The organism is Ralstonia pickettii (assembly GCF_030582395.1).
GTDB classification, from domain to species: Bacteria; Pseudomonadota; Gammaproteobacteria; order Burkholderiales; family Burkholderiaceae; genus Ralstonia; species Ralstonia pickettii_D.
Genome location: NZ_CP104381.1, coordinates 3,430,459 through 3,442,848, shown reverse-complemented (window position 1 = coordinate 3,442,848; position 12,390 = coordinate 3,430,459). Strand labels below are relative to the sequence as shown.

Genomic DNA, 12,390 nt, shown 5'->3' with positions numbered 1-12,390 from the left:
CTGACGCAGCCCCAAGCGCGTACGGCCTCGGAGAACACCATGCAGCAGCCCGCCCCCTTTCTGATCCTCGATGACGACGACGTCTTTGCGCAGACGCTGGCGCGCGCGCTCACCCGCCGCGGCTTTGCTCCGCAGATCGCCCACACCGGCGGCGAGGCACTGGCACTGGCCCGCCAGACGCGCTTCTCGTACGTCACCGTCGATCTGCATCTGGCCACCAGCGACAAGGGACTGATGCCCCATGGCGGCACGGATTCGGGCCTGCACTGGATTGCTCCACTGCGCCAGGCGCTGCCCGAGGCGCGCATGTTGATCCTCACGGGCTATGCGAGCATCGCCACCGCCGTGCAGGCGGTCAAGCTAGGCGCTGATGAATATTTGGCCAAGCCGGCCAATGTCGACTCGATTTTGCTGGCGCTGCAGGTGGGTGTGTCTGAAGCCGTGGCTGAACAGACGATGGAGAACCCCGCGCCGCTGTCCGTCGCGCGCCTGGAGTGGGAACACATTCAGCGCGTACTCGCCGAGCACGGCGGCAATATCTCCGCCACGGCGCGGGCGCTCAACATGCACCGTCGGACGCTGCAGCGCAAATTGGGCAAGCGGCCGGTCGCAAAATAAACGACCGGCCGCCTGTCACTACATCGACATCACCGCGGCATTACCAGCGGGTGTCGCGCTCCCACGCCTTGAGTTCGTCTTCAGCGCGTTCCTTCGTATAGCCATAGCGCTCTTGGATCTTGCCGGCGAGCTGGTCGCGCTTGCCGCTGATCACAGTCAGATCATCGTCGGTGAGCTGGCCCCACTTTTCCTTGATCTTGCCCTTGGCTTGATCCCATTTGCCTTCGATCTGATCCCAGTTCATACGTCCTCCCTTGCAATTGATAGATTGAGCGATTGAGACAAAGCAGGGGCGACCGGCAGGCCGCCCGTGTGAACACTTCCTTGCGGCTTACTTCTTGAACTTGGCGGCGACGTCGTTCTGACACTTCGTCTTGGCATCGCCAGACATGGCGTCGCAACGCTCCTTCGCAGCCTTGTAATTGGCGTCGTTGGTGTCCTTGACGGCATCGCGGCGGGCTTCACTCACGTCCTTGGCGTTGCCGGTGGCCTTGGCATGGTTCACTTCCTCGCCGGCCTTGGCACGCGTATAAGCGGCCTTGGCGTCCTTCACGCAGGTGTCTTTCTCGTTGCCCTTCATGGCATCGCATTTCGTCTTGGCGACGTCGTAGTCGGCCTCGGCCTTCTCCTTGGCGGCGCGGTTGCGGGCGGCTTCCGTGCCATCGCGCTCGACCATCGCGTTGGCCTTGGCGACGTTGTAATCGCCCTTGGCCTGCGCGCGGCAAACGTCGCGGTCATTGCCCTTCATCGCATCGCACTTGTCCTTGGCGGCTTTGTAGTTCGCATCGGCTTGCTTGACGGCGCTGTCGTAAGCGTTGCGCTTGGCATCATTCGAGGCGGAAGCGCCGGCGGCCCCAGTGGAGGCCGGCGCGGGCTGGGCATGGGCAATGCCGAACGGGGCGCAGGCGAGCACGCAACACAGGGCCAGGCGTTGGATCGGTTTCATACGCTTCTCTCCTTGTCGTAGTCGGATGTCGTAGTTGGAATCACGCACCTCAGGTGCGCGGCGCGCATTGTCTGTGCGGCACCATTCGCTTCAGCAGAAAACGGGCCCGACCCTGGGTGATCCCGAGCAAACCCTTGTTGGGCTTGCGTTTGCAGACATCCAAACAAAACGGGCCGCATCGTCTCCGATGCGGCCCGAAGTGCATATGGAATGCGTTGCTTACACGCTTAGAGCACGTAGCGCGACAGATCTTCGTTGCCCGACAGTTCGTTCAAGCGCTCGTCGACGTATGCGGCGTCGATGGTCACCGTCTCGCCTGACGATTTGTGCGCGTGGAACGACAAGTCTTCCAGCAGCCGCTCCATCACGGTGTACAGGCGGCGTGCGCCGATGTTCTCGACTTTCTCGTTGACCGAGCATGCGATCTCGGCGAGGCGGCGGATGCCGTCTTCCGCAAACACAAGATCAACACCTTCGGTCTTCAGCAGCGCCTGATATTGCTTGGTAAGGCTCGCATCGGTCTGCGTGAGAATCGCGCGAAAATCGTCCACCGACAGCGAATCCAGTTCCACCCGGATCGGGAATCGGCCCTGCAACTCCGGAATCAGATCGCTCGGCTTGGACAGATGGAACGCACCCGACGCGATGAACAGGATGTGGTCGGTCTTGATCATCCCGTACTTCGTATTGACGGTCGTGCCTTCCACCAGCGGCAGCAAGTCACGCTGCACGCCCTGACGCGACACCTCGCCGCCGCCGTATTCGCTGCGGCTGGCAATTTTGTCGATCTCGTCCAGGAACACGATGCCATTCTGCTCGACGTTGGCCACCGCTTTCTGCTTCAACTCGTCTTCGTTCACGAGCTTCGCCGCCTCTTCGTCGATCAGCAGCTTGAAGGCTTCGCTCACCTTCATCTTGCGACGGTTCTTCTTGCCTTGGCCCAGGCCCGCGAACATCGAGCGGATCTGATCGGTCATGTCTTCCATGCCCGGCGGCCCCATGATGTCCATGCTCGGCACGCCGGCCGACACTTCCAGTTCGATTTCCTTGTCGTCAAGCTGGCCTTCGCGCAGCTTCTTGCGGAAGGTCTGGCGCGCGGTCGAATCCTTCTCTTCCGGCTGCGCAAAGCCGATGTCGCGCGGCGGCGGGATCAGCACGTCGAGAATGCGATCTTCGGCCGCATCTTCGGCCTTGGCGCGCACCTTCTTCATCTCGGATTCGCGCGTTTGCTTGACGGCCATCTCGGCCAGATCGCGCACGATGGTGTCGACGTCACGGCCGACGTAGCCGACTTCAGTGAACTTCGTCGCCTCGATCTTGATGAACGGTGCGTCAGCCAGCTTGGCCAGGCGGCGCGCGATCTCGGTCTTGCCCACGCCGGTCGGCCCGATCATCAGAATGTTCTTGGGCGTGATTTCCTGGCGTAGCGGGTCTCCCACCTGCTGGCGGCGCCAGCGGTTGCGCAGCGCCACGGCCACGGCCTTCTTGGCCTTGTGCTGGCCGATGATGTGCTTGTCGAGTTCGGAGACGATTTCCGACGGCGTCATGGTTTCAGACATGGGAATCCTGTCGATGAAGGCGCTCGTTATTCGAGCGTCTCGATCACGAAATTGGTGTTGGTATAGATGCAGAGTTCGCCGGCAATCCGCAGCGATTTTTCCACCACATCGCGCGGTGCGAGGTCGGTGTTCTCCATCAGCGCCTTGGCTGCCGATTGGGCATACGAGCCGCCCGAGCCAATGGCAGCAATGCCGCCTTCCGGGTCCAGCACGTCGCCGTTGCCGGTGATGATGAGCGTGGCTTCGCGGTCTGCGACGATCAGCATCGCTTCAAGGTGGCGCAGGGCGCGATCGGTGCGCCAGTCCTTGGCGAGATCGACGGCCGAGCGCAGCAGGTTGCCCTGGTGCTTCTGCAGCTTGGCCTCAAAGCGGTCGAGCAGGGAGAAGGCGTCGGCGGTCGCGCCGGCAAAGCCCACCAGTACCTTGCCGTCGTAGATGGCGCGCACCTTGCGGGCCGAGCCCTTCATGACGATATTGCCCAGCGTGACCTGGCCGTCGCCGCCGAGCGCGACTTGGTTGCCGCGCCGCACGCTGACGATGGTGGTGCCGTGATACTGTTCCATGCGCTTGTTCCTAGGGGTCCGGCTTGGCGCGGCCCCCAGCGGGCCGGCCAAAGAACTTCATACTTGACGCCAGCCCTGAGGATTTCAAGCCTGATTTCCGTCATAACGCACAGTTTTTGTGCGCCGGAAATCGCTTCTAACGGCGTTTCACACCCGTTCAGCGCGTCACATCGAATGCATATGTGCGCTCGTCCAGACGCGGCACCACCGCGTAGCCCTTGCGCGCTGCCCATACGTTGATGTTGAAGTAGAGCGGAATCACGCCGTAATCGCGCATACCGATTTCCGTGGCCTCCTGCAGCAGCTTTTCGCGCTTGCTGTCGTCCAGCGTCTGCAGCGCTTCAGCCAGCTTGGCGTCGAGTGCGGGGTTCGAATAACGCCCGCGATTGGATGCCCCCCAGCCGCGCGCCGGGTCGTACGTGGCCAGCAGCGCTTTCAGGCTGGAACTGGCTTCCCCCGTATCGGCACCCCAACCCGCCTGCAAAAACGAGAAATCCAGCTTGTTCGCCCGCGTGAAAAACGACGCCGACGGCAACGTCTCCACCTTGGTCACGATGCCCACCCGCGAAAGCATTGACGCAATCACCTGGGCGACGCGGTCATCGTTCGGATAGCGATTGTTGGTGGCATGCAGCGTGATGGCAAAACCGTCGGGGTAGCCAGCCTGGGCGAGCAGCTTTTTCGCTGCGGCGGGGTCCGCCGACGGTGCCTTCAGGCCCGGCACGTGGCCGAACAGCGCGCTGTTGACGAGCTGGCCCGTCGGCTCGGCCGCGCCTTCCATCACGCGATCGACGATGGCCTGGCGTGAAATTGCCAGCGAGATCGCCTCGCGTACGCGTGCATCCTTGAGCGGATTCTTCGGCAGCGGCTTGCCCGCCTTGTCGGTCACGAACGGCGATATATCGCGGTTCGAATCCATATGCAGATACATCATCCGGAACACCGGCATCTTGAATACCGACACAGCCGGGTCGGCCGACAGCTTCTTGATGTCCGAGCTTGGCACGTTCTCGATGACCTGCACATCGCTCGCCAACAGCGCTGCCACGCGCGGTGCGTCTGCCGTCAGAATGCGCAGCGTCACGTGCTGCCATTGCGGCTTTTTACCCCAGTAGCCATCGAAGCGCGCTAGCTCCAGCCGATCGCCGCGCGTAAACGACACGAACTTGTACGGCCCGGTCCCGATCATGGCGCGGCCATTGTTGAAATCGTCCGCGCCGGCTTTTTCGACGGCCTTTTTCGACACCATGTAGATGGTCGACAAGTCGTTCGGCACCAGCGGATAGGGGCCGTTGGTGGTGATGCGCACGGTCAGCTTGTCGACAGCCGTCACGTCCTTGAAACCCCGCGTGTAGATCGTGAAGGGCGAGGGGCTGTTCTTGATGGTGGCTGGGCGCGCCAGCGAATAGACGACGTCGGCCGAGGTGAACTCGCTGCCGTCATGGAAATGCACGCCGGGACGCAGCTTGATTTCCCACACCGTATCGCTCAGCGCCTTCCACGACGTGGCGAGGCCGGGCTTGAGGCGCATCTTCTCGTCCTTGGCGATCAGCGCCTCGAACATATGCTCGGCCACGTTCGAATTGGGCGTGACGTTATGGAAGTGCGGATCGAGCGAAGTGACATCGCTCGACAGGCCGACCACCAGCGTGGAAGCCGGCTGGGCATGCGCAGCACCCGGTGTGAGCGCCGCAAGCGCCGTGGCAAAAGACAGCGCGGCGACAAGGTTCGCAGCGCGCAGCAGACGCAGGACCGGCATGACGACTCCCCGATGGTTCGTGACGAAAGCAAAACGTTCGGGGGATTGTCAGGACCGGAAGACGCCGGTGTCAACGCCAATGAAGCAGGGGGTCTGCGTGCTCAGTGATGGTGCCCGCAGTCGCAGTCGTCACCGTGTTGGTGGTCGGGGTCGTCGTCGCCGTCCTCATCGTCATGGTCGTCGTAGGCCCACGCGGGGAACGGATCGGGCAGCGCAGCCCAAACTTCGGGCCCGGCAGCCATCTCCGCCTCAGTCAGCAGACAGGTGTCGAGCTGCGCGATGAGCGCGGCTTCATCCAGGTCCGTGCCAATGAAGACCAGTTCCTGGCGGCGGTCGCCCCACTGCGCGGGCGCACCGTTGTCGTGCATCTTGTCCTGGATGTCTGCGCGGGCTTCTTCCTCGTCAGGCCACTCGGCTTCATCCACCGCAGCCCACCATGCGCCGGCGCCGCCATGGCGCATCACGCCGCCGGCCTGGCCCCAGCTGCCCGCCGTGTCCATGCGCGAGGCCAGCCAGAAATAGCCTTTCGAGCGCAGCACGCGGCCGTGTTCGCGCAGCCATTCGGTGTGCATCAGATCCCACAGGCGCTGCGGGTGGAATGCCACGCGGCGGCGATAGACAAAGCTTCGAATGCCGAGCGCTTCGGTCTCGGGAACGTGTTCGCCGCGCAGCTCGGCCAGCCAAGCCGGGGCTGCAGACGCGGCATCGAAATCAAAGCGATGCGTATTGAGAATTTCGTCCAGCGGCACCTTGCCGAACGATGCCGGCACGATGCGCGCCCTCGGGTTCAATGAATGCAGGATGCCGGCGAGGCGTTCGCGCTCGGCGTCGCTCACGAGATCGATCTTGTTGAGCACGATCACGTCGCAAAACTCCACCTGTTCGATGAGCAAGTCGACGACGGTACGATCGTCATCTTCATCACGCGCCTGGCCGCGATCGGACAAAAAATCCGCAGCGTCGTAGTCGGCCAGGAAGTGCTGCGCATCAACCACGGTGACCATGGTGTCGAGGCGCGCGAGGTCGGAAAGCACGTCGCCTTGCCCGTCCTCAAACGTGAAGGTCTCGGCAATCGGCAGCGGCTCGGCCACGCCGGTCGATTCGATCAGCAGGTAGTCGAAGCGGTCCTCGCGGGCCAGGCGCGCGATCTCGTCGAGCAGGTCTTCGCGCAGCGTGCAGCAGATGCAGCCGTTGGACAGCTCCACCATGCGTTCGTCGGTGCGCGAAAGCTGCGCACTGGTGGCCGTGCCATCGCCCACGAGCTGCGCGTCGATGTTGACGTCCGACAGGTCATTGACGATCACGGCCACGCGCTTGCCCTCGCGGTTGGCGAGCACGTGGTTGAGCAGCGTGGTCTTGCCGGCGCCCAGAAAGCCGGACAGCACGGTAACGGGAAGCGGACGGGACATGATCAGCGGCCTCGGGTCGTGGCCAAACAAAGCAAACAGCCCGGTGAGTTACCGGGCTGCCAAATCAAATGAATGCGTCAGACAAATGCGACGCGTGCGTCAGTCACCCATCAGCTTCTGGCGCTTTTCGCGGCGCTCCTGCGCCTCGAGCGTCAGTGTGGCCGTCGGGCGAGCGAGCAAGCGCGGAATGCCGATCGGCTCGCCGGTCTCGTCGCAGTAGCCGTAGTCGTTGGCATCGATGCGGGCGATCGACTGTTCGACCTTCTTGAGCAGCTTGCGCTCGCGATCGCGCGTACGCAGTTCCAGCGCGTGCTCCTCTTCGATGGTGGCACGGTCTGCCGGGTCCGGCACGATCACAGTCTCGCGCAGGTGCTCGGTGGTCTGGTTGGCGTTCGCGAGAATTTCATCGCGCATTTTTACAAGCCGGTCCTTGAAGAAGGCGAGCTGCGCCTCGTTCATGTAATCCTTGTCGCTCATCTTCAGGATTTCGGCTTCGGTGAGTAGTTTCTTGCTGCTCATGGTTGCTGCAGATGATCCTGGTAAATCGCGCGCCGTGTCGGCTATCGCGTCGTCCTTGCGCGGGGATGCGTCGGACTCATTCTGGCTGGCGGCGGACTTGCCGCCCCGCGCGCCTCCTTTTGCCTCTCCCGCAGCGGCGCCCCCTGCCGCTTTTTTTCGGGTGGCTGGCGCAGCCTGGGCTGCTGCCGACTCCGTTCCGGACTGCCCGGCTCCAACGTTGGCGCCGCGTCCTTCCTTGGTCTTAGTCACCATCGCCTGCTCTCCTATCGGACGTGCTTCGGACGACGTGCTTCTAAATCGACCTATTGTAGCTGAACGATATTAACCGAACTATCGGAGAAACACGGACACAAAATCCGGCCCGGATTCTGCCTGAAAGCGCGCGGCGGGGCCACCCAAAAGGAGGGGGAAAGCGGCCGAATCAGGCCAGGCAGTTCTCCAATCCTTTCAGAATCGTTTCGCGCGGCAGGTCGACCCCGATGAATACCATCCGGTTGGAAGGGGTCTCTCCGTCCCATTTGCCACCCACGTCGCTGCCCATGAGCTGGTGCACGCCCTGGAACACGACCTTGCGGTCGACGCCTTCCATGTAGAGCACGCCCTTGTAGCGCAGCAGCTTCTCGCCGTAGATGTTCAGCACGCCGGAGAGAAACTCCTCTAGCTTGGTGTAGTTGAACGGCAGTTCGCTGCGGAAGACGAACGAGGCGATGCGGTCGGTATGGTGCGCGTGGCCGTGATGGTGCTGATGGCCGGGCGCGTGACCGTGGTCGTGGTCATGATCGCAATCGGCCGAGCAGGCGTGGTCGTGATCATGATCGTGGTTGTGGTCATGGTCGTCTTCACGCAGGAAATCGGGGTCGATCTCCAGCTTGGCATTCAGGTTGAAGCCGCGCAGGTCGAAAATGGTGTCGATCGGCGTATCGCCAAAGTTGGCGGTGCGGATCGGCGCGCGCGGGTTCATGTGCAGCAGGCGGTGGCGCAGCGCATCCACATCGGCGGCGGACACCAGATCGCTTTTGGTGATGAAGATGGCGTCTGCAAAGCCCACCTGGCGCTGCGCCTCTTCCTGCTTGTCGAGCTGCATGTTGCCGTGCTTGGCGTCGACCAGCGTGATGACGGCATCCAGCAGGTAGCGGCTGGCGATCTCGTCGTCCATGAAGAAGGTCTGTGCGACCGGGCCCGGGTTGGCCACACCGGTGGTCTCGATGACCACGCGATCGAACTGGATCTGGCCGTTGTCGCGGCGCGTCAGCAGGTCGGACAAGCCCTTCACCAGATCGCCGCGGATGGTGCAGCAGATGCATCCGTTGCTCATCTGCACGATCTGCTCGTTGCCGTCCTGCACGAGGATGTCATTGTCGATGTTCTCTTCGCCGAACTCGTTTTCGATCACGGCGATCTTCATACCGTGCTGTTCGGTCAGGATGCGCTTGAGCAGCGTGGTCTTACCGCTGCCGAGGAAGCCCGTCAGGATGGTGACCGGGATCATTTTGGACATGGTGCGTTTCCTGTCTTGTGATGAGACGCCAGACGCGCGCAATCCGCGCACGCGCCCTTGATGGTGAGTTCGGCATGGTCGGCTGCGAAGCCGGCGGGCAGGGCGGCCTTCGGCATGGCCGGCGGCTCGGCACCCTCCAAGCAGAAGTCGCGCCCGCATTGCGTGCAGTGGAAGTGACTGTGCGAGCGGTGCGCCGCTTCGCGCGCGGCATCGTGCTCGGCCAGGCTGAAGCGGAAGACACGATCCGCCCCCGCCGTCTTGTGGACGATGCCTCCTGTCACAAGCCAGTCCAGCACGCGGTAGACCGTCACGCGATCGATGCCGGAATCGTCCGGCAGCGCGTCGCATACAGCCTGGTGCGAGAGCGGGTCGACGCCCTGCATCAGCACGGCCAGCACGCGCACGCGCGGCTCGGTCACACGGCTGCCCAGGCCGCGCAGACGCGCGCGGGCAGCCTCTTCAGGCGAATGGGATTGCGAAGCGACGAAATCGTCGCGCGGCGCCGGGGTATTCATGTGCGGGATTGTCCCACGCGGCGCAGGTTGCTGCAATTGAGTTGCAACTGGGCGGCCCTGCACCGCCCAGGGTTTCTTTCCGCGAGCCGGTAGCGCTTATGCCGCAAACACCAGACACACCGGCGTCGGCACCTTCGCCACCACCGTGGGCTGATCCAGCTTGCCGGTCTGCCCGTCGACGCGCAGCCGCAGGATCGTGTCGCCCTTCTGGTTGAGCACGTAGAAGTGGCTGCCGTCGGGCGCCATCGTCATCGCGCGCGGAAAGTGCACACCGTCGTTCCAGTATTGGAGCGGCGCCAGCTTGCCGGAGGCATCAATGCTGAAAGCGGCCACGCTGTCGGCCAGCGGATGATCGGACTTCAGCTTCCGGTTGCTGGCGTAGAGGAAGCGCCCCGACGGATGCATCAGCAGTTCCGCGCCGCTCTTCTGCCCGGTGTAATCGGCAGGCGTGGTGGCGATGCGTTGGCGCTCTTCCTGTACGTGGCCGGTGGCAGGGTCGTAACCGTGGCATGCAACCGAGCCCTCGAGTTCGTTGATGACGTAGAGCAGCTTGCCTTGCGGATGCAGCGCCAGGTGGCGCGGGCCGCTGCCGGGCTTGAGCTGTGCGCGATCCCGGGGGGCGAGCTTGCCGCCCTCGATGGCGAACACGTTGATGCGATCGGTGCCAAGGTCGGTACCGATCACATGCTGGCCGGCGGTGTCGAACAGCATCATGTGCGCGTGCGGCGCCTCCTGTTCGGGGCGCGGGCCGGAGCCGGTGTCCTTGAAGATGCCGGACACGGTGCCGAGCTTGCCGTCCTCGCCGATCGGCAGGAGGTTGTACGCGCCACCGCTGTAGATCGACACGCACAGGTGTTTGCCGTCCGGCGACACCACCACGTGCGCAGGGTTGGTACCCGACAAAGAGAGCGGCTGGCGGTTGAGCAGCGTCAGCTTGCCGTCGCGCGGGTCGATCGCATAGGACTCGGCGCTGCCGCTTGGGCGTCCCTCGTAGACCTCCAATTCATTGATGGCGTACAGGAACCGCTGGTTCGGGTGCACGGCCAGGAACGACGGATTGGCACTTTCGACCACCTGCACCTGGGTCCACGCATCGCCGCGCGGCGCCAGCACATAAATACCGCGAGCGGCCGGGCCGCCGGCAGTGCCGCCCGGTGCGTTGAACGTGTAAGTACCGACATAGGCGAAGCGGGGAGGGTGGGCATTGCCCGCAGGCTGCACACCCGACGCAGCGGGTTGCTCGCCCGCCTGGGCCATGACGGTTTTGGGAAGAGCGCCCAACAAAGGCAAGCTACCAGTCCACTGCATGAAAGTTCGACGAAGACGATTGGTCATGGGATGGCTCCATCAAACACGCACGGACATCGCGTGGTGGAAGATGTTGTTCGGATCATACCGGCGCTTCACGTCCTGCAGAAACGCGTACAGGTCGCCGCTGCCGTAGTAGAGCTGCGGCCAGAACGGGTGGGCGAGCATGTCGACGTCCGGATAGTTGATGTAGCAGCCCTCGTACCGGTCGCCGGGGTACGGCGTGCCGCTGTGCGGCGCAGGCACGTCGGGGGCGCCGTAGACGTCGCGGTAGAAATCACCGATCCAGCGCAGGTGGCCGGCATCGTCGGCGGCAGACGTCCAGTACGTCTGGTATTGCAGCTTCATGATCGACGCCCGCTGCGGCACAGCCGTATCGCCGATGCGCTCGGCCTTGTTGACGGCGCCGCCGTACGAATCGACCTGCAGCAGCGACTGGCTAAGATCGACGCCCGGCATCGTCCGCGTGAGGTGGGCGTAGATGCGCTGCGCCTCGCGCGCCGTGAAGCCGCGCTTCATATAGGCCGATTTGTACTTGCCGCGCTGATTGGCCCCCGAGCCGTTCAGATACTGCGTGGCGGTGAGCCAGTCGTACTGCACGATGGTGTGCGGCTTGGAGCAGAGTAGCTGGCCCACGCCCTGCCTGTGCGCGGGGCCGTAGCCGGGGGGCCGCCCTTTGACCAGCGTGGGCGCGCAAGCCTGGAAGCGGTTCAGAAAATCATTGAGAACAGAGAGATCGCGACACGTGCCATCCGGGTTGCAGAACTGCGTGAGCAGCACGATCTGCCCCGACGATTTGTGCGTGAGCTTGAGCAGCGAGAACATGCCCCAGGTGTCAGGGTCTTTGCCGCGCGTCTCCCAGTATTCGCCGTAGATGTGCAGCAGTTCGGCAAAGCGCTGCGGCGTCATGATCGCCCAGTCGAAAGCCACGGTGGCGAGGGCCACTTCCTGCGGCGCCTCCGGAAGCTTGGCGAAGGTGTAGCCCGTGATGACGCCGAAGTTGCCGCCGCCCGCGCCGCGGCACGCACGAAAGAGATCCGGATCGTGCGCCGCATCCACTGTGCGGGCCGCTGCCTTGCCGGTCTTGTCGACGGTGACGATGTCCACGGCCGAGAGCCAATCCACCGTCAGGCCTTGCAGGCGGGACAGCAACCCATAACCACCGCCGCAGATATGCCCGCCCGCGCCCACCGAATAGCAGGAGCCGCCGGGCAGCGTCACGTTGCGGCGCTTGTACAGCTCCAGGTAACCGTTCCAGTTTTGCGTACCGGCCGGAATGCGCACCGAACCGTCGGCGCGCACCTCGGGCGTGGCGAGCAGGCTCAGGTCGACGATCGTGCCGTCGGGGTTGTTGGAGACGAAATCCTCGTAGCAATGTCCGCCGCTGCGCACGGTCGGGCGCTGGCCCGCGTTGATGATGCGCTGCACGGCGGGCGCCACATCGTCGGGTTTTTCTATGAGGGCGATGCGGCTCGCGGCCTGCGCGTCCGTCGACGGCCAGCGCAGGTTGAAGCCATGTTTGAGCGTGTTGTAGCGAGGGTCTTGGCGCGTCACATCCAGTGTCATCGACGACTCCCGGTGAGGGCGTTTGCGCAACGCTTGCGCAAACAGAGTTGGATTCGGGCGCATGGCGTCCGGCGGTTCCAACTTAGTCGTTCGCGAGCCCGCCTTCCATCAGACAATGCCGATGCGGCTG

General features: G+C 63.5%; 12 protein-coding genes. 1 reads left to right on the top strand and 11 read right to left on the bottom strand.

Features of this window, described 5'->3' with window-relative positions:
• Positions 1-39 precede the first annotated feature (39 nt).
• Positions 40-618 (top strand): response regulator transcription factor, encoded by a 579-nt coding sequence (locus N5B55_RS16565; RefSeq protein WP_065860092.1) that lies wholly within the window; start codon positions 40-42, stop codon positions 616-618.
• Between the two features lie 40 nt (positions 619-658).
• On the opposite strand, the gene N5B55_RS16560 is transcribed toward N5B55_RS16565, so the two are convergent.
• The 11 genes from N5B55_RS16560 to N5B55_RS16510 form a co-directional block, all read right to left on the bottom strand.
• Positions 659-862: a CsbD family protein gene (locus N5B55_RS16560; protein ID WP_065860091.1), complete on the bottom strand. Its 204-nt coding sequence runs from the start codon at positions 860-862 to the stop codon at positions 659-661.
• 87 nt (positions 863-949) lie between these two features.
• Positions 950-1,564 carry a hypothetical protein gene (locus N5B55_RS16555; RefSeq protein ID WP_037028089.1) on the bottom strand — a complete coding sequence of 205 codons (615 nt, stop codon included), beginning with the start codon at positions 1,562-1,564 and terminating at the stop codon, positions 950-952.
• A gap of 227 nt (positions 1,565-1,791) precedes the next feature.
• A complete protein-coding gene (gene hslU / locus N5B55_RS16550; protein WP_015856094.1) occupies positions 1,792-3,123 on the bottom strand; it encodes an ATP-dependent protease ATPase subunit HslU in 1,332 nt (443 codons plus the stop codon).
• Between the two features lie 26 nt (positions 3,124-3,149).
• Entirely contained in the window at positions 3,150-3,686 is a 537-nt protein-coding gene (hslV, locus tag N5B55_RS16545) for an ATP-dependent protease subunit HslV (RefSeq protein ID WP_015856093.1), read from the bottom strand.
• A 157-nt stretch (positions 3,687-3,843) separates the two neighbouring features.
• Complete coding sequence (locus N5B55_RS16540) at positions 3,844-5,445, bottom strand: ABC transporter substrate-binding protein (RefSeq protein WP_304538719.1); 1,602 nt, start codon at positions 5,443-5,445, stop codon at positions 3,844-3,846.
• A 101-nt stretch (positions 5,446-5,546) separates the two neighbouring features.
• Positions 5,547-6,854 (bottom strand): zinc metallochaperone GTPase ZigA, encoded by a 1,308-nt coding sequence (gene zigA, locus N5B55_RS16535; RefSeq protein WP_154207808.1) that lies wholly within the window; start codon positions 6,852-6,854, stop codon positions 5,547-5,549.
• Positions 6,855-6,953: 99 nt separating this feature from the next.
• Positions 6,954-7,373, bottom strand: a complete 420-nt coding sequence (dksA, locus tag N5B55_RS16530; RefSeq protein ID WP_024977044.1) for an RNA polymerase-binding protein DksA — start codon at positions 7,371-7,373, stop codon at positions 6,954-6,956.
• 421 nt (positions 7,374-7,794) lie between these two features.
• A complete protein-coding gene (locus N5B55_RS16525) occupies positions 7,795-8,871 on the bottom strand; it encodes a CobW family GTP-binding protein (protein ID WP_304538718.1) in 1,077 nt (358 codons plus the stop codon).
• Positions 8,859-9,386, bottom strand: a complete 528-nt coding sequence (locus N5B55_RS16520) for a Fur family transcriptional regulator (RefSeq protein WP_304538717.1) — start codon at positions 9,384-9,386, stop codon at positions 8,859-8,861. The genes N5B55_RS16525 and N5B55_RS16520 overlap by 13 nt, the downstream gene beginning before the upstream one ends.
• 96 nt (positions 9,387-9,482) lie before the next feature.
• On the bottom strand, positions 9,483-10,721 hold the full coding sequence (locus tag N5B55_RS16515; RefSeq protein ID WP_304538716.1) for a lactonase family protein: 1,239 nt from the start codon (positions 10,719-10,721) through the stop codon (positions 9,483-9,485).
• A gap of 12 nt (positions 10,722-10,733) precedes the next feature.
• A complete protein-coding gene (locus tag N5B55_RS16510; RefSeq protein WP_304538715.1) occupies positions 10,734-12,260 on the bottom strand; it encodes an FAD-binding protein in 1,527 nt (508 codons plus the stop codon).
• Positions 12,261-12,390: the final 130 nt, after the last annotated feature.